Below are 17924 nucleotides of genomic sequence, written 5' to 3' on the forward strand. Positions count from 1 at the left end.
ACATTTTCTTCATTTGTTATACTATTAATTCTAGAAATAGAATGGCTTTCTCCTGACCCACCGCTGATAAGAACGAGATCTTTATTGTTTTCTATATCCGATTCAATATACGAAGGGTGTACTTTTACTAGCTGATTTTCAGAATCAAATAGATAGTTTGTTATAGTTCCATTAGGATTTTTCTTTATTAGGCATTCATAATAATAACCTTCTTCATCATGACCGGTTTTATAACTGTAAATTCACTGTATTTTTCTCCTACTTTAACAGTAATGACCTGCCCATGTTTGTGGGGTATTACTTTTTGTTCATTTTGTCTACAAAATTTTATTTTTGCCGTATTTCTATCAGCACTTTCTATTTCGATTTTTATTTTATGACTTTATTATACTTTATTATACTTTTCTTTTAATTCATCATATTGCTTCTTTTCAGCACTTACAAAATGCTTTCCTACTATATTTAATATTTCCGTTACCAGCGTGTTACCCTCATCTACATTTGATATAAGCTCTTCAGCAACAGGTTGATATATAGCTAGACCATAGGAAATAGGTACAGTTAAATAAACTTTAGTACGTGTTCTACAGCCATACTGATATCTTTGAATTGCCCCGTAACTTTTCTTATTTCGTTCTTAATCTTAAACCAATAATGTTCTATAGGATTTAAGTCTGGGCTATATGTAGGTAAGAATAAAATTCTGCACCCAACCGACTCGATTAATTCTCTTATTATATTATTCTTATGGAAGTTGATATTATCCATAATTACTGTTTGTCCAGGATGTAATTCTTTAGTTAATATAGTCTCTACATAGGTTGTAAATATTTCTTTATTACAATTTCCTTCAAATATTACTGGCGCTATAATTTGATTATTACGAAGCCCCGCTATCATACTGATCCTGGATTTATGTTGATACACTTTGTTTCCATAACATCTAGTACCTTTTATACTCCATCCATATTCTCTACAAACATTATCTTCTATTCCTGACTCATCAATGAATACTAGAGTTTCTTTAGAAATTTGCTGTATCTTTTCTATAAATTCATTCCTTAAACCAATATCCCTTTTGGGATGAAGATGACTTTTTTTTATAAGTGTAGCCTAGTAGTTTTCTATAGTAATTTATTCTAGTTCTTTGTAATCTATTACCTAGTATAATACTTAATTCTTTAGCTGTTTTATCATGATTATTAGATAATTAATTCTTCAAATTCTTTGAGATTTATTTTTGCATTATAACCCTTTGCTGGACCATAAGGTTTTGCTTTTTCCTGTTTCCCATTTAAGAGTTTTCCATCTATATATAGTGTTACGACCTATATTGAATATTTTACATGCTTTAACAATTGAGAGCCCATCATCTAGAGCTTTGAATAGTTTCATTCTTAAATCGTAACTGTAACTGCTTGCCATAATTTATTTTATTATTTATAACATATATATTAGCATAGTATGTACCTACTTACTATGGTCTAGCTATAACTCTGAAGGAATATTACGCCCTACATGTATACCAACAATTTTTGATACTGCCTTTTTAAATTTATGATCATTCTCTAATGCTGGTTGGATCACTTCTAAAAGATCTACTTCATCTGTTTCGCTATATGAACTTAAAACCTTTAGAATACTACTGCCGGTAAGATTTAAAAAATTTTTCATTGCATTTGGCTGTATTCCTTTCTCAGGTTTTTCAGTATTAAAACTATTACTATTAAAAAATTCATTTACCACTGCTTCATATTTAGTTGCTAAATTTCCATAAAAATTTAAAGATTTAGTAATATCAAAATTCTTAAATAGCTCAGCAGCTTTTCTTATTTCTCTCACTATAGTTTGTTCTTTTTTAATAATATAACTTTTACTATAATATGCATTTAAAATACATATTATAGTAACTAGACTTATATAGACGTTTTTTTGTATATTCAAGGTAAAAATAAATAAAATTTTTATGCAGTTAACAAGTTTTACCGACTACGGATTACGTAGCCTTATATATCTTGCTTCAAAACCGGAAAGAATTTGTAGTGTAAAAGAGATATCAGAGTACTATAATATTTCCCTTAATCATTTGGTAAAAGTGATTCATAGATTAGCACAATTAGGATATATTAATAGTAGTAAAGGAAAAGGAGGGGGAATTAAGCTAGCATTTAGCCCTTCTTCTATGAAGTTGGGAGATATAATAGAAAAATTAGAACCTAATATGGATATAGTAGAATGTTTCAATAAAAATACTAATAGCTGCAGAATTACAAATTCATGCCAATTTAAACATTTTATTAAAGAAGCAAGTGAAGCATTTATAAAAACATTGAATAATTATACATTAGAAGATACAATGATTACTAAAACAATTCAAATTAAGGATAAGCTATAGATGTAAAAGTAAAGAATTGATCTGACAGTTAAGGATTGTTGGGTACGAAGAAAAAAGATAAGATAGTACCTGGCAAGTTTTAACAACCTACTAAAAAGGAGACTGTCAGATGACAACATATCAAGAAAAAATCATAAAGCCAAGAATCGGTTTATTAAAACTCGCTGAACAATTAGGGAATGTATCACAAGCTTGCAAAGTAATGGGTTATAGCAGGGATACATTTTATCGTTACAAAGAGCTCCATGATCAAGGTGGGGAGGGGGGAAGCTCTATATGAGATGACTAGACGTAAAGCTTGCATTAAGAATCGTGTGCCCGCAAATATAGAGGATGCTGTAGTTAATATAGCTGTTGAATTTCCAGCATTTGGTCAGGAACGTGCTGCTAATGAATTACGCAAAAGTGGGATAATCATTTCTGGTGGCGGAGTTAGATCTGTGTGGTTACGTCATGATTTAGAAAGTTTCAAAAAACGTCTAAAAGCTCTAGAGACTAAAGTAGCAAATGATGGTATTGTTTTAAGTGATAATCAACTTGCTGTTCTTGAAAAAGTTAAAAACCAACGTGAAGCTAGTGGTGAAATAGAAACTATGCACCCTGGCTACCTTGGTTCACAAGATACTTACTATGTTGGTAATATTAAAGGCATAGGCCGTATTTATCAGCAAACTTTTGTCGATACCTATTGAGGAGTAGCTATTTGTAAACTCTATACCGAAAAGACGGCTATTACAGCTGCAGACCACTTAAATGATAAGGTTATTCCATTCTTTGCAAACCATGATATCCCTCTGCTTAGAATATTAACTGATAGAGGTACGGAATATTGTGGAAAACCAGAAAACCATGCTTACCAACTATATCTTGGCATTGAGAATATCGATCATTCCAAAACTAAAGCATATAGTCCTCAAACCAACGGTATCTGTGAGCGTTTCCATAAAACTATGCAGGAAGAGTGCTATCACATTCTATTCCGCAAAAAATTTTATAATTCACTTGATGAATTGCAAACAGATATAGATAACTGGCTTGTGAGTTACAATAATGCAAGACCTCATTCCGGTAAACATTGCTTTGGTAAAACACCAATGCAATCTTTTACAGATTCACTTTATATTGCTAAAGATAAAAATATTGGTAATATTGGTAATATAGATAAAAATATTGGTAATATAGAGAGAATATCAGACAATTTGATGATTGCCCATCAAGCTGCCTGATTACTCAACTCTGTCAGATTAAGTCGTAACTTGTACACTATAGAAAAATAACCGTTTTTCTTTTTCCGCATATTAAAAACTCCTTATTCCCCTTAGCACCTAGTATAGGACTTTCTATTATACCAAATATTTTAAAATTATGCTCTTTCTCAAGCCAATCTTTGATTTTATCACATACTTTTTGATGTAAGAGAGAATTTTTAATAATTCCTCCCTGCTCTACTTCATGCTTTTCGACCTCAAACTGCGGTTTTATTAAAGCAATAAGCATGCAATCTTCTTTAACTAAATTTAGTGCAGTCGGTAATATAGTAGTTAAACTAATAAAACTGGCATCACAGACAATTAAATCAGGAGGGGTAGTTATTTGCTTATCGGTTAAATATCGTGCGTTAGTCTTCTCAAGCACTTTAATTTGTGGATTGTCGCGTAATTTAGGATGAAGTTCGCCATAACCGACATCTACGGCAAAAATTAATTTTGCTTTACGCTCAAGTAATACTTCTGTAAAACCGCCGGTGCTACTACCTATATCAATACAAACTAAATTTTCAGGATCAATTTTAAAATAATCCAAAGCGGCAATTAATTTTAATGCCCCTCTTGAAACATAATTATGCTTCGGTAACTTTACCTTAATGTCGGTGTCATTTATATTAACCTGTATCCCAGGCTTAATTAACTGCTCATGCTTATTATGTACTTTACCTTGGATAATCAAGCTTCGTGCTATGGTAATATCTGTTACAAAACCTTTTTGCAGCAAATATTCATCAAGCCTTATTTTAGTCATTACTTTTTAAATTTGAATTTAACTTATGTTATAAGGGTTCATGAGATAGAAAATATACAATTTGTCTAATTGAAAGTTGCAGTTTCAATTAGACGTAATATATTTGAGCCATACAATAATGCTGCAACTGAAGGGAGCATGGTAATCTAGAAAAATATTCAAATCCTAACCAATATATGTCTTTTCTTACCGGCAGAGAGCTTTATAACATTTTTATCGAGTAAGAAATTAGTATTAATTATCATATTCTCATCTGCAACTAATTCATCATTTATTTTAGCTCCCTTCCCTCTTATAAGCTTGCGTGCTTCCGATTTAGAAGTAGCAAGCCCTGCTTCATGAAATAATTCATATGCACTAATACCTGCTTGTAATACTTCCTGCTCTAAAACAACGGTAGGTAAATTCTCATCGATTTGTCCTTCTTCAAATATCTTTACTGCAGTTTCTAGAGCTGATTTTGCCGCTTGTTCCGAATGACAAAGCTTAGTTAGCTCATAAGCAAGCTGTTTTTTAGCTGAATTAATATCTTCAGCCGCTAAACTCTCAAATTTATTAAGCTCTTCAGAAGTTAGCTCACTATATAATTTAGCAAATCTAATTACGTCGGCATCTTCACAGTTACGCCAATATTGGTAATAATCATACGGGCTTAACAAATCTTCATTAAGCCATACCGCCCCTACTGCAGTTTTACCCATTTTAGCACCTAAGCTAGTCGTAAGTAGCGGCGTCGTCATACCGAATACTTCTTTACCGCTTATTTTACGAATTAAATCCACTCCCATTACGATATTGCCCCATTGATCGCTACCGCCAAGCTGCAAACTGCAATTATAATGCTTGCTTAAATAGTAAAAATCATAGGCTTGCAGCAACATATAGTTAAATTCTAAGAAGCTTAAATGCTGCTCACGCTCAAGCCTTAGCCTTACTGAATCCATAGTCAGCATGCGGTTTACCGAGAAATAGCTACCGAAATCCCATAGGAAATCTAGATAATTGAGCGAATCTAACCACTCTGCGTTATCCAGCATAATAGCATCACTTTTACCGTCACCGAATTTGATAAACTTTGACAGTGACTTTTTAATACCTTCGGCATTTCTTTTTATATCATCTTTAGTCAAAGCTTTACGTGCTTCATCTTTACCTGAAGGATCACCGATTTTACTCGTACCACCGCCGATAATTACAATAGGCTTATGTCCATACTGCTGAAGCAATCGCAGAATCATTATCTGCATTAAACTACCGATGTGGAGTGATGTAGCAGTACAGTCAAAGCCTATATACGCAGCTATTTTTGTTTCTTTCGTTATAGCAGTTAACCGATCCAAATCGGTACATTGATGGAAATATCCTTTGTTTATAAATTCTTCTATAAAACTCATATATTATTTCTTATTTTTTTTTAAAATTCCTTTTTTGCTTTTCTGCTAGGAAATAAAGTGTTAAGGAAAATAGCATCTTTATCACCTTTTATATAAAGTACTGCATATACTTGCTCAATCATTCTAACATATAAAATTTTTTGACCTTTATATTTCTCTTGATTATGATGTAATTTAATATATAATAAATTACCGTCAGCAATCGACTGTATTATTTCTTCAAAGCCTATATTTGCAATAACTTAGCGTTCTTTTCATGATTATATCTAAATTTGATCATTGGTATTTACAATTTAGTAGCATCTGAATGAATTATTAAGATAGGTTTGATAAGGCAAACCATGCTTAGAAGCCTTAATTTTTATTGCTTCTATGATCATGTTCTGCAATTCTAATAGTAACAGACCGCTTTTTATTAAGATGTGCTTTTGCAGACTTTTGAAATAATGCAATGAGAGCTGGATCATCAATTTTTTGCTGCTTTTCAAAATTATCTTCAATATCTTGTTCGTAAGGATCTAGTTTGATACTCATAATACAACCATTTTCAATGTTATATTTATAATAAATAATGTAAGTACTTTGTCAATACTTGATATATTAGACTATCCTGCGGATAGTTATAAATCTGTACATTGGATTTTGTGAAAGAAATTTAATTTAATCTATTTTTTAGTTCTCTTTGCATCATAGGAAGTAAAATATAAATCAAAACAGGTAATAAAGCAAATTTAAGCAAAAGTGTAAAATTAAATAATATTGTTGAATTTTTTATTATAGGAAAAGTTTTATAAAAAAAGAATAACAGAATGAAACTAATAATTATACCTATAGTTTTTTGAGCATTATTTAAGATCAAATCAGAATTATATTTAAAGCAAATATATACGATACCATAACCCACTAAAGTTCCTATTGGTAATAAAAGCAGTAAGGGAAAAGGACTGTCTTTCCATAAAAAGAAACATATACCTATCACAAAAGCCAATATATAATAATAAGATTTAGCCCTATTTTCCCATCTACTTATTTGTGCTTGTATAAAATTACTTCTATAAACTAAAACACTCCAAAAATCATACCGCCTATAACATCATATATACTATGTACTCCAAGATATAGGCGTGAAAGCATAATATTAATAATCATTGCGATAGATATTATTTTTAACGTTTTTGAATTAAATGATAAAAATATTATCATAAAGAAAACAGTAGCCACCTGTACATCCCCACTAGGGAAACCAAATGATCCATCATTAATAGGTAACATATGTAATGTACTAGGCGGGCGAGTAATAGAAAAAGCCCTTTTAATAATAACATTCAATAATGTTGCAAATGATATAAGCCAGCCTAAATCCAAAAATAATCTATTTCTTGGATTTAACCAGTAGGCAATCGCAATAATTGTAATGTAAAAATAATCACTAGCAAAAAAGGAAATATTTTAAACCAGCTAGTTAACATTTCACTTCTAAAATTTAATATCCATTCAGGATTTATTTTAAATAACATCATTACATATAATATTTTAGTATAGACATAACCACATATGAGATAGACTGTCAATGATAGAATATGGTTGTTAGGTACTGTAGTAAAAAATTTATTAATTTTTTAAGAAATAATTAATACCGGCTTGAGCCGTGTCCGGTCCTTCATTTTTTATTTTCTCTATATCCTTACTACTTGGTACTACCAACGGCAATATGCCCTGCTCTTTTTGGGTTAGCATTTTTATATACGGATACAACAAAATATCCTTGATTAGCAAATTTTTGTGCTTGAATAAAACTATCATCACGATTTCCTGCTTTAACAAAATTCCATCCGTTCTTTATTCCGTCTGTTTCAAGCCACTCAGCTTGCTTATTTGATAAAGTAGGTATAAATCTTTATCGTTTTCAGGATGAGGAAGTAGAGACTTATTTGGAAGCCCCAAGGCTGCACTAGCAGCATACGCAAAACAACTACAATGAGTCAAACGCTTTAACTTAGGAGAGTTATATTTTTCCGTTTCTTCTAATAAAGTTTCTCCCGACTTACAATTTATTACATTACCTTTTTGCCACTTTTCCTCAACATTTAAAGAGTTAATTACCTCTAATTTTTTTTAGCACTTTCCGATATATTGTCTGCTTGCACAGTCATAATACAATATATAATACGATAATTCAACTATTAATTGTAATTTCTTATATTTTATTATTTAGAAAAATATAAGAACACTCTATGTTTCTTGACAAATGCTATGCTTTTATATATACTCCTTCGTATGTTAGCAACAAGAAATAAGGCTTAGAAATAAGTACTTCAAGCTTAGCACCCGTAGCTCAATTGGATAGAGTATATGACTACGGATCATAAGGTTAGGGGTTCGACTCCTCTCGGGTGCGCCATTCTTCATTTTTCAGTATTTCTACAAACGTATCAAACGGCGGACACAGTATAAAATCAAGCTTTTTGCCGTTTAACTGAAATATCAAGTGTCTTTCACCAAATCTCTAAACTAAGTAGCTTTTCTCTTTCTTCTAAATAGTAAATTTATCACCTTATAAAAAGAAATATTAATAATTTAATTAACCAACAAGCCTCCTTAATCTCATTTATCTTTAACTGTGGCGGGGGGAAATTCCAAGCATCAACCTTGTGGCAGAAGCTTAACCGAGTTGAATATTTAGCAACTGTGTCGATGAGCTATTAAGATGGATGCGTACTAAAGGCGGTGTTAAGCTGCAAGGTTTAGCGACACATCAGCAACATTATAGATTATAATTATTATCATTTATTAACACTCTTATTATTTCCTCTAATCCTCTATATACTCATAAATCCCTTAAATTAATCCTAATTTATTTATTCATACTTTTAGTTAAATTTCTATTGCTTTCTTAAAGCTCCTTATTATGATTCTGTCTATAAGCTCATTTTTAACAAAATATTAAAATTTATAGAATTTAATAAGGGTAGAGATATGAAAGAATTAATAGAATTTCTAGAAAAAAGAGGATTTACTAGACAAGCAAATAGTTTAAGAAAGGGTGATACAACGCTTAATCTTTCTTATAACGACATAGGCGAGGCTAGAGCGAGAGACTTAGCGGCAAACTTAAAAGCTAATAACTCTTTAACGTCGCTTGATCTTAGATGGAACAAAATAGGCGAGCAAGGAGCAAAGGAATTAGCCTTAATGCTAAAAGATAATTCTACTATTACAGAGCTTAATCTTAGGTATAACAGCACAGGTATTTTTTGGGGTTATATAAATAATGCAACGTTGGACACAATTAACGGATATTTGCAAAGAAATAAAACTATAGTAGAAAAAAAGCAGAAAGCTTAAACGCCGAGGGCAATGATTTATGCAGCCAAGAAAAATAAAACAAATGCAGAAAATAAATATGAAGAACAAATTTTCTGCAATCCTGCTTCTCTTAATATTTGTTATCAAGAAATAAGTGATGAATTAGCAGAGCTAATAGCTGATAAATTAAAAAGCATTAAAACAACTACTACTGTTAATTTTTCAGGTAGCCAACTAAGCGATAAGGGTATAAAGGTTATTGCTAAGGCTCTAAAAACAAGTCTACATTTAGAAAAACTGGATTTTAAGTTACAGTAATTTAGGTGATCAAAAAATATAGTAGCAATAGAGCTTGGGGTGTCTTGAGGTGATTGTAATAATGATGATTGAATTCTGCTGCCAAGTGATCGAAAGCGAGAAGAAGTAGGACTTAGATGTACAAGTTACGACTTAATCTGACAGAGTTGAGTAATCAGGCAGCTTGATGGGCAATCATCAAATTGTCTGATATTCTCTCTATATTACCAATATTTTTATCTATATTACCAATATTACCAATATTTTTATCTTTAGCAATATAAAGTGAATCTGTAAAAGATTGCATTGGTGTTTTACCAAAGCAATGTTTACCGGAATGAGGTCTTGCATTATTGTAACTCACAAGCCAGTTATCTATATCTGTTTGCAATTCATCAAGTGAATTATAAAATTTTTTGCGGAATAGAATGTGATAGCACTCTTCCTGCATAGTTTTATGGAAACGCTCACAGATACCGTTGGTTTGAGGACTATATGCTTTAGTTTTGGAATGATCGATATTCTCAATGCCAAGATATAGTTGGTAAGCATGGTTTTCTGGTTTTCCACAATATTCCGTACCTCTATCAGTTAATATTCTAAGCAGAGGGATATCATGGTTTGCAAAGAATGGAATAACCTTATCATTTAAGTGGTCTGCAGCTGTAATAGCCGTCTTTTCGGTATAGAGTTTACAAATAGCTACTCCTCAATAGGTATCGACAAAAGTTTGCTGATAAATACGGCCTATGCCTTTAATATTACCAACATAGTAAGTATCTTGTGAACCAAGGTAGCCAGGGTGCATAGTTTCTATTTCACCACTAGCTTCACGTTGGTTTTTAACTTTTTCAAGAACAGCAAGTTGATTATCACTTAAAACAATACCATCATTTGCTACTTTAGTCTCTAGAGCTTTTAGACGTTTTTTGAAACTTTCTAAATCATGACGTAACCACACAGATCTAACTCCGCCACCAGAAATGATTATCCCACTCTTGCGTAATTCATTAGCAGCACGTTCCTGACCAAATGCTGGAAATTCAACAGCTATATTAACTACAGCATCCTCTATATTTGCGGGCACACGATTCTTAATGCAAGCTTTACGTCTAGTCATCTCATATAGAGCTTCCCCCCTCCCCACCTTGATCATGGAGCTCTTTGTAACGATAAAATGTATCCCTGCTATAACCCATTACTTTGCAAGCTTGTGATACATTCCCTAATTGTTCAGCGAGTTTTAATAAACCGATTCTTGGCTTTATGATTTTTTCTTGATATGTTGTCATCTGACAGTCTCCTTTTTAGTAGGTTGTTAAAACTTGCCAGGTACTATCTTATCTTTTTTCTTCGTACCCAACAATCCTTAACTGTCAGATCAATTCTTTACTTTTACATATTATTAAATTCCTTTCTTCTTGATTCAATTAAAGAGTCAACTAATGATATGTTATATTTATTTCTAGATTTTACTAATGCTTGAAATTCTTTAATTTTATTTTTTAGCGAAAATTAATAAGATTTTTGTTGGAATAGTTATTCATATTTCAAAAAAATCTTATAATTTGTAGACAAAAAGAGTAAAAATAGATTAAATTAATTTTCTTTCAGACAGCCTAAATAGTTGGTATCATAGTTGTCACCAAAAGAAAATATTATATGTCTAATTCAGCTTTTTTAGTTGCATTTTTTACAACGATTATCCGTTATTATGATTATGCTCTATTCGGTTTATCGGCTAGTATTATTGCACAAAATTTCTTACCTAATATAGAGCAGGATAAACAACTACTCGGTTTTTTTGCCATTCTTAGTGCAGCCGTTATAGTGCGACCTTTAGGGTCTTTAATTTTTGGATTTATCGGAGATAAATATGGGCGTACTAAATCTATCAAGATATCAATGTTCATGAGTAGCATTTCTACCGGATTAATTGCTATTACTCCTTCCTTTGAGATAATAGGTATTTTTGCTACGGTAATACTAACATTATGTCGAATGGTTTTTTTAGCAAGCCTTGCCGGGGAAGTTGACGGAATAAAGGTTTATGTAGCTGAAAAAACAGGAAATAATCGGAAAAATTTAAATATAGGAATAGTTTCATGTTGTAGCCAAATAGGAGCATTATTTGCGGCTATAGCTTATTATTACGCTAGTAATTCCGATATGCAATATTTATGGCGTTTTAATTTCTTTATCGGTGCAATATTTGGTTTATTTGCTATTTTGATGAGAAATTTTTTTAAAGAAAGTAGCGAATTTTTATATTATAAAAGTACTATAGAGCTAAATTTAGAAAGGTTTAGACAAGATGAATTTAAGGAAGAGTCTGCGGAGCGTACAAAAGTACGTGAACACAGACGAATGCCGCAAAATTCGCTTGTATTAAGCTTTCTAAATGACGCTCGGCAAATTATAAAAGATAATAAACTATCCTTTATAATAGCATTATTAGTAAACGGTGCTATTGGAGGAGTATACCACTTTTTAGTAATTTTCTTAGGAGTTTTTTTAACAAAAATAGCTTTTATAAATCATCCTGAAATAAGATTTATGAATATAGCTCTTACTACTACCTATGGAATATCAGCCGTTTTTGCAGGGCTGCTTGCCGATAAAATAAACCCTTTAAGACAGATTGCATGGGCTTTATTTGCCAGCATTATTGTTGCTTTAGGAATGCAGATAATGTTATACAAACAAATATTTAATATTCTCTGTCCCGTTATATTAATAGGGCTTGCAGCATTTTATGCAGTACCGCTACAAATTATTGTTCAATCCTTATTTAAGACTAATGTTAAAATGAGGCTTTATAGTCTATCACATTCTTTTGGAGGTATTATTCTATCCTCAACTACTCCTTTCTTTAGTATGTTGTTGTGGCAAAATTTTAAGTCACTATCTCTAACTTTAAACTTTTTCATATTTTTGCTTATAATATTAATGAGTACAGTGTTGGTTTTACGTAGGATGTCATCCTCGTAAAAAGGCTTGTTGTGTGGATCGGAAAACGCACTCGTTGTCATCCCGTGGCTTGACCACGGGATCCAAAAAACAACTTAAAATATACATAGAAATAACATCAATTACCTTAGATATTTCTTCCGTCTTTACTGCGACCTGTAGGTTTTATGCTAGGACTACTTGAAGATTTGGAGCTTTGCTGTGCTTGTGTCCCACTTTGCTTCGCTTCTTTTGCTAAGTTTTCAAATTTGTCTTTTAAGCTTTTTGTATTGCCTTTTAGCTTTAAATCGTGAGTTATTTCGTTAATATTCAATTTTTCAGGAGTTGGATGATATATAGGTTCTTTAGATTGAGTACGTTTAGAATGTTCTATTGCAAATTTTGTACGAGGTCTTATTAGTTTATTCTCTTTCCCTGTACCTTTCTGTTTTTCTTCTTCCCATTTATCCCATTCCTCAGGTGATGTCCAGTATCTTGTTATTTTACTATCAAAATCCCGATTATAGATAAGAAATACATGGTTTATTAGGTTTAAGTTGGTAAGCAATAAGAGCAGAGAATAGAGAAGTAAAAAAATTAATAGGTGATCGATGTCTGGAAGGAGTAATATTAAAATTCTCTTTTATGTAGCCAAAAATGGTTTCGATAATGAATCTCTTCCTTAAAAGGATTTTATCCAAAAGAGGTAATAAATAGTTTTTCATATCCTTTCTTATTCCGGTAATTTTTATTAAACCTTGCTTATAAAGTTTTGTAAACATTTTTTCTGAAATAAACCCCTTATCATCATAACACTTACCTTTTAGACCTTTTTGATAACCATTGCTTCAAATGCAATTCTGTCATCAACATTACCTTTGGTAATTTTAACAGCAATAATTTCTCCCTTATCATTGATTATCATATGAAGCTTGAATCCAAAAAACCAATCGACAGAACTACGTCCCATTTTTGCAAGATTATTAAAAGTTCTGTTAGAATTAATTCTGATATTTTTACATACTGCAAAATGTGTGGAATCTGCATAATAAATTCCCGTTCTTTTCCCACTTAAGTAATGTAACATCACAATCAATGGCAGAAATAATGAAGGAATAAGCTGAACAAATCTCTCATAACAAGGTGGATTCCTGAACAAATTACCATTAATAATAAAGTTTTGGTAATAAGCTTTTAAATGTTTATATGCACTAAAATGGTAAAAATCATTATTGAGAGTTCTTCACTTAAGGAAAGCTTACCTTCTCTAAATCTTTGCTTATTACTTTTCAGCAATTGATGTTTTACCCATTTCTCATAAATTTTACAAAATTTATCTACTATACAAAATATTGTAGTATATTTACACATGTTATTAAACCTTTATTTTATTCCTTCAGTGCCCTATTTATATAAGGTTTAATAACTCTTGTAACCTTCCTTCCTCTCTATTCCTTATCCATAATCGGGGTTATGTAGATAAAGTTTAGTACCAAGCATGCGGTCATTATACATACAACTATCCAATATTGAATATTTAAGGGAAAATAGGACATTTTAATCCTGTTATACCTTACGGTATAAAGCTCTTTTATCTCCTCAATGATTTCCTGCTTAGTAAATAACTGCATTTGCTCACTTGCTTTATAAGCTTGTAGTCGCTTATTAATATCTTGGAGGAAACTAAGAGCTTCACAACCGATTTTCTTGCCGTCTTTCATTAATTGCCATTCACGCTGCATTACATCTTTGGTATAATTTTTAATATCTAGATAAATTGCAGGTCTCATTTCATGGGGAAGCCAACCTACACTATCTGCAAGCCTCATCAACACTATAGATTCTGCTGCCACCCCTTCTTGTGCTTTATTAAAATTACCGAGTAAATAAATTAATATAAAACCGGTTGATACCGCATACATACTACCGACTACACCCGATAAAAACCCGCAAAACTTCCAAGCTCTTCTTTTTGAAAATTATTAGGAATAATGTATTTTGTTAAATATAAACATCCCGCACAAAAACTCATCAAAACAATATTAGGAACGGTATAGATAAAGTCAATTATATGATTAACCATGTCCTGCTGAATATTTATGTAATATACTAGAAATAAGAGTTTGATAAGGTAATCCCTCATAAGCAGCTTTTTGTTTTATTCTCATTAAATCACTACTAGAAATACGAATATTTATTCGAGTATCTTTTTTTAAATAATTAGCTGCTGCTACTTGTGCTATATGTTTCTCTTGTTCAAAATTTTTAATTCTTTGCCATTCATCATTTTCAAAAGACTCTAGCAATGCTTTTTCTTCAGCATCTAGTATTATATTTGATATATTCTCTTTATTTCTCATTACTTTTTCCTATTTTTAGATATTTCTGAGTAGTTTTTCAACTTGGGATAATAGTCTTTAAAAAAAACTGTTCCATCAACTTCAGTAATAAAAGGAACTAAATAGGCGTATTCATTAAATTTAACTATATACATTTCTGAATATTTATCAGGATTTGGATGTTCTATTATATCCAATAAACAATTACTTTCTATAACTGATATTATTCTTCAAAACTTACCTTTCGCTCACTTATTAACTTATAATTTTTTTCAGCAGAAAAGCTATAATTACATTTCTTTGTCATCTTATTAGTACAATGTATGCTTTATGTCAACACTACACTTCCGTCTCTTCTAAGACCACCGTAGAATCAGCAAGTTTAGTAATTTTTTCAATTTTTAACCGAGCTTCTTTTAGTTTTTTCTCACAATGATTCTTAAGTAAAATACCTCTTTCAAAGCTATTAACTGCCGTCTCTAGACTCTCTTGTCCGTTATCTATTTTTTTAACAATTTCCTCAAGCTCTTTTAAAGCTTCTTCAAAGCTAATATTTTCTTCTAAAGTTTTAGTATTAGTCATTTATTTTTATTTTTTAATGGTTATCTGTAGTAGTTTTGTCTTCAGTTGTTTGTGGTATAAGTAATTTTTTTAGCTCACTACTATCAAAAGTTTTCTTAGGAGCAAAAATACTCCCTTGCATTTTTATATTAAGATGTGCCAAACTATCTTTATCGGAACTCGTATTTGAGGTATTTAACTTAACAAGCCTTGCCGGTACATAAAATGATAAAATACTCGATGCATCCATATCAAAATTATATATATTAACTGCAAAAGAGGCCGCACCGCTACTATATTGTGTTGCAAATTTTACTTTCTTTAAAAGGGCAATACCTTTTTGTAGTTCAATATCACCGCTTATGCCTCTAATATTTTCTTGTCCTGTGGTTATAGCACTATTTATATCTTTATCTAAATTTTGTACCTTATAATCAGCTGTATTAATTTTTTCTATAAAAGAATCAATTGCAAAATTATTAACATCTATATTGTTTATAGCAAATTGTGATTTTGTAGTAAGGTTATATAGCTGGCTTTGAAGAGTGTTACCGTTAGTCCCTAAACTACCGCTTATACTTACTTTTTCGCTACTTGCAGTAAATATTTTCATAAGAGCCGAAACTTTGTTTAAATCTATTGTATTTAAAGCATATACGAAATTTATAGAATAAGGTTCTAATAAAATATTGCCGCTACCTTGAAGCTTACCGCCTAATAATTCTGCTTCAATATTATTAAATTGTAATAGATTATTATTATTTGCTACATAAAATTTAACATTTTTCAATATTAAATCATTTTGTGATAATGTTGATAATGTCCCGTAAAATTGCAATGTAGCTTTATCTAGACTATAATCATTTATTAATTTATTTCTTAAATTAAGCATTCCTGCCGGTGATAATAAATCAGTAGTAAGATTACCGTCCTTAATTTCTACGGTCAAAGACGGTAATACACTCGATGCATCCAAGTTCCAGCTAGTTGATAAATAGCTGTTAGCAGTTTTAAAATCTAAATTACTAATTTTTATATTAGCCGGTACGATTTTAGCAAGCAAATTCATTTTGTCAAATATATGATCGTTATACTTAACGCTATCTATTAAAATATCTAAATTAGCTAAATATCCTATTGTTCTAATAGGAATAAATTTGCTTGGATAATCTAAAGTTTTCATATCTTTAGTTAAATTTTTTGTAAATTTGATAAGCGGCGAAATTATTGGATACGTTCTACTGCTTAAGTCAAGCGAAGATATATTAAGCGTAGCATCTAAACGAGGTGTTTGAGCAATAAATTTACTAGAAAAATTTCCTGATAAATTTAAATTATCTGTTTTGAGTAATAAATTTTTAAAAAATAAATCTATTAAAGTGAGTTTTAAATCCGATGACAAGATAAAAGGAATAGCTTCTTTAATAGTAACGTCGTTAAATCCTAAAATATTCAGTAACGAATTTATATCGTTGTGCTTTAAATATAGCTGTCCATCGAACATACTTCTAACGGCATTCTGTGTTACATTACCTGTAAGCTTAAATTCCCCACCTGACTTAATATTACCTGAAAATTCATTTATCTTTAAAGTACCCTTTGATAAGTTAGAAGAAAAAACTATTTTTTCTAGTGCTTCATTATTACTTAAAATTATTTCGTTAATTGCCACATCTGCTTTAAGTAATTTATCGGCAAAAATAAATCTAATATTTGAAGAAGAAGTATTAAATGTTACCACTGCATTTGGAGAAATTAACGAACTTAAATCTATTTTAGGAAAATTTAGTTTCACATTAGTAGTAATATTATCATTTTTAGCAATGTTAACAAATCCATTACCGGTAATAAAAGACGATGCTATTACTATGTCTTTTAGCTCTATTTCATCTTCATTATTTGAAATATTAAATTTAACGTTTACTGCCTCATTTTGATTAAATTTATTAAAAAGATGGTTTAAATCCGGTAATATATTATACATTACCGATGCTAAATTTTTAATCTGATATTCACCGCTACCGCTAGTAAGCTTAGAATCTTTGTAAATTTGCGATAACTTAAAACCATAATCATTATTATCAATATTAAGACTAAAATCTACTGTATCGTCACGTTTATTAATTGAACCTGAAATTTTACCTATATAGTTACTTGTAGTTTTAAATATGTAATTAGACGATAAAGCATTTTCTTTTTTAAATATACAATTATTAAAATTTAAAATAGAATAATCTTGTTTATTAATAATACTTAGATTAGTAACATTTAGATTTATATTTTGTAATTTATATTTAAAGAAATTCTTTATTAACTCTTCATGATTATAAATATTTAATACATTAGAATTTGAATAAAATTTAGCATCTAATATATCTATTTTATTAATTTTAGGATTAAATTTTATAAGCGACCATAATGAAAAATGAATTTTAATCTGCTCTAAATCTAACTTTCCTTCTTCTCTTATCGTCTCAATAACTAAATAGGGCAAAGGAAATTTATTCATCTTTATCTTTCTGATATTTTCTTTCGCAATTCCTAAATGACTGGTAAAATTATTAGTAACCGAATTATAGTTAACAAACGATAATGTACCAAAAATTATAAATAATAATAATGAGAAACAAATTATGATGCCGGCAGCTATTTTTTTTATCATGT

General features: G+C 30.6%; 17 protein-coding genes, 1 tRNA gene and 6 pseudogenes. 7 read left to right on the forward strand and 17 right to left on the reverse strand.

Annotated elements, in window-relative coordinates; genetic code table 11:
* Nucleotides 1-561 precede the first annotated feature (561 nt).
* Together RMONA_RS08755 and RMONA_RS06110 are read right to left on the reverse strand one after the other, a co-directional pair.
* A pseudogene (locus RMONA_RS08755) lies at nt 562-1425 on the reverse strand (IS630 family transposase).
* A 63-nt stretch (nt 1426-1488) separates the two neighbouring features.
* Entirely contained in the window at nt 1489-1842 is a 354-nt protein-coding gene (locus RMONA_RS06110) for a hypothetical protein (RefSeq protein ID WP_242402810.1), read from the reverse strand.
* 124 nt (nt 1843-1966) lie between these two features.
* Between RMONA_RS06110 and RMONA_RS06115 the strand changes: the two genes are divergently transcribed.
* Nucleotides 1967-2395: an Rrf2 family transcriptional regulator gene (locus tag RMONA_RS06115; RefSeq protein ID WP_023508099.1), complete on the forward strand. Its 429-nt coding sequence runs from the start codon at nt 1967-1969 to the stop codon at nt 2393-2395.
* A 109-nt stretch (nt 2396-2504) separates the two neighbouring features.
* Nucleotides 2505-3621, forward strand: a pseudogene (locus tag RMONA_RS06120) (IS481 family transposase).
* A 37-nt stretch (nt 3622-3658) separates the two neighbouring features.
* On the opposite strand, the gene RMONA_RS06125 reads toward RMONA_RS06120, so the two are convergent.
* The 6 genes and pseudogenes from RMONA_RS06125 to RMONA_RS11000 form a co-directional block, all read right to left on the reverse strand.
* Nucleotides 3659-4414, reverse strand: coding sequence for a TlyA family RNA methyltransferase (locus RMONA_RS06125; protein ID WP_023508098.1), 756 nt, complete (start codon nt 4412-4414; stop codon nt 3659-3661).
* A gap of 158 nt (nt 4415-4572) precedes the next feature.
* Nucleotides 4573-5808 carry a tyrosine--tRNA ligase gene (tyrS, locus tag RMONA_RS06130; protein WP_023508097.1) on the reverse strand — a complete coding sequence of 412 codons (1236 nt, stop codon included), beginning with the start codon at nt 5806-5808 and terminating at the stop codon, nt 4573-4575.
* 3 nt (nt 5809-5811) lie between these two features.
* A pseudogene (locus RMONA_RS06135) lies at nt 5812-6088 on the reverse strand (hypothetical protein).
* 6 nt (nt 6089-6094) lie between these two features.
* Nucleotides 6095-6342 (reverse strand): annotated as a pseudogene (locus RMONA_RS06140) (CopG family antitoxin).
* A 525-nt stretch (nt 6343-6867) separates the two neighbouring features.
* Complete coding sequence (locus RMONA_RS10555; protein WP_242402811.1) at nt 6868-7137, reverse strand: phosphatase PAP2 family protein; 270 nt, start codon at nt 7135-7137, stop codon at nt 6868-6870.
* A gap of 282 nt (nt 7138-7419) precedes the next feature.
* Nucleotides 7420-7545: a hypothetical protein gene (locus RMONA_RS11000; protein ID WP_277914367.1), complete on the reverse strand. Its 126-nt coding sequence runs from the start codon at nt 7543-7545 to the stop codon at nt 7420-7422.
* A 587-nt stretch (nt 7546-8132) separates the two neighbouring features.
* On the opposite strand from RMONA_RS11000, the gene RMONA_RS06160 reads away from it, so the two are divergent.
* From RMONA_RS06160 to RMONA_RS06170, 4 genes are all read left to right on the forward strand, one after another.
* Nucleotides 8133-8209: transfer RNA gene (locus tag RMONA_RS06160), tRNA-Arg, on the forward strand.
* Nucleotides 8210-8418: 209 nt separating this feature from the next.
* The gene (locus tag RMONA_RS11560; RefSeq protein WP_371256148.1) at nt 8419-8514 is read left to right on the forward strand and encodes a hypothetical protein; all 96 of its coding nucleotides are present in this window, start codon (nt 8419-8421) and stop codon (nt 8512-8514) included.
* Between the two features lie 270 nt (nt 8515-8784).
* Nucleotides 8785-9153 carry a Ran GTPase-activating protein (RanGAP) involved in mRNA processing and transport gene (locus RMONA_RS06165; RefSeq protein WP_023508091.1) on the forward strand — a complete coding sequence of 123 codons (369 nt, stop codon included), beginning with the start codon at nt 8785-8787 and terminating at the stop codon, nt 9151-9153.
* A gap of 12 nt (nt 9154-9165) precedes the next feature.
* On the forward strand, nt 9166-9432 hold the full coding sequence (locus tag RMONA_RS06170) for a hypothetical protein (RefSeq protein WP_023508090.1): 267 nt from the start codon (nt 9166-9168) through the stop codon (nt 9430-9432).
* Nucleotides 9433-9586: 154 nt separating this feature from the next.
* Here RMONA_RS06170 and RMONA_RS06175 read toward each other — a convergent pair.
* Nucleotides 9587-10703: pseudogene (locus tag RMONA_RS06175) on the reverse strand (IS481 family transposase).
* Nucleotides 10704-10806: 103 nt separating this feature from the next.
* Nucleotides 10807-10920 (reverse strand): annotated as a pseudogene (locus RMONA_RS08775) (AbrB/MazE/SpoVT family DNA-binding domain-containing protein); the annotation flags it as partial.
* A 153-nt stretch (nt 10921-11073) separates the two neighbouring features.
* On the opposite strand from RMONA_RS08775, the gene RMONA_RS06180 reads away from it, so the two are divergent.
* Entirely contained in the window at nt 11074-12402 is a 1329-nt protein-coding gene (locus RMONA_RS06180) for an MFS transporter (RefSeq protein WP_023508089.1), read from the forward strand.
* Nucleotides 12403-12508: 106 nt separating this feature from the next.
* On the opposite strand, the gene RMONA_RS06185 is transcribed toward RMONA_RS06180, so the two are convergent.
* The 7 genes from RMONA_RS06185 to RMONA_RS06215 all read right to left on the reverse strand — a co-directional run bounded on the left by RMONA_RS06185 (nt 12509) and on the right by RMONA_RS06215 (nt 17922).
* On the reverse strand, nt 12509-12694 hold the full coding sequence (locus tag RMONA_RS06185) for a hypothetical protein (protein ID WP_037231690.1): 186 nt from the start codon (nt 12692-12694) through the stop codon (nt 12509-12511).
* 187 nt (nt 12695-12881) lie between these two features.
* Nucleotides 12882-13142, reverse strand: coding sequence for a transposase (locus tag RMONA_RS11005; protein WP_023507387.1), 261 nt, complete (start codon nt 13140-13142; stop codon nt 12882-12884).
* Nucleotides 13143-13183: 41 nt separating this feature from the next.
* The gene (locus RMONA_RS11010) at nt 13184-13447 is read right to left on the reverse strand and encodes a transposase (RefSeq protein ID WP_023507103.1); all 264 of its coding nucleotides are present in this window, start codon (nt 13445-13447) and stop codon (nt 13184-13186) included.
* 361 nt (nt 13448-13808) lie between these two features.
* Nucleotides 13809-14282 (reverse strand): bestrophin-like domain, encoded by a 474-nt coding sequence (locus tag RMONA_RS06195; RefSeq protein ID WP_023508086.1) that lies wholly within the window; start codon nt 14280-14282, stop codon nt 13809-13811.
* 153 nt (nt 14283-14435) lie between these two features.
* Complete coding sequence (locus tag RMONA_RS06200; RefSeq protein WP_023508084.1) at nt 14436-14720, reverse strand: CopG family antitoxin; 285 nt, start codon at nt 14718-14720, stop codon at nt 14436-14438.
* A gap of 318 nt (nt 14721-15038) precedes the next feature.
* Nucleotides 15039-15281 carry an exodeoxyribonuclease VII small subunit gene (locus tag RMONA_RS06210; RefSeq protein ID WP_008580037.1) on the reverse strand — a complete coding sequence of 81 codons (243 nt, stop codon included), beginning with the start codon at nt 15279-15281 and terminating at the stop codon, nt 15039-15041.
* 13 nt (nt 15282-15294) lie between these two features.
* Entirely contained in the window at nt 15295-17922 is a 2628-nt protein-coding gene (locus tag RMONA_RS06215) for an AsmA-like C-terminal region-containing protein (protein WP_023508083.1), read from the reverse strand.
* Between the last annotated feature and the right edge of the window lie 2 nt (nt 17923-17924).

Source organism: Rickettsia monacensis, assembly GCF_000499665.2.
In the GTDB taxonomy this organism is placed as follows: Bacteria; Pseudomonadota; Alphaproteobacteria; order Rickettsiales; family Rickettsiaceae; genus Rickettsia; species Rickettsia tamurae.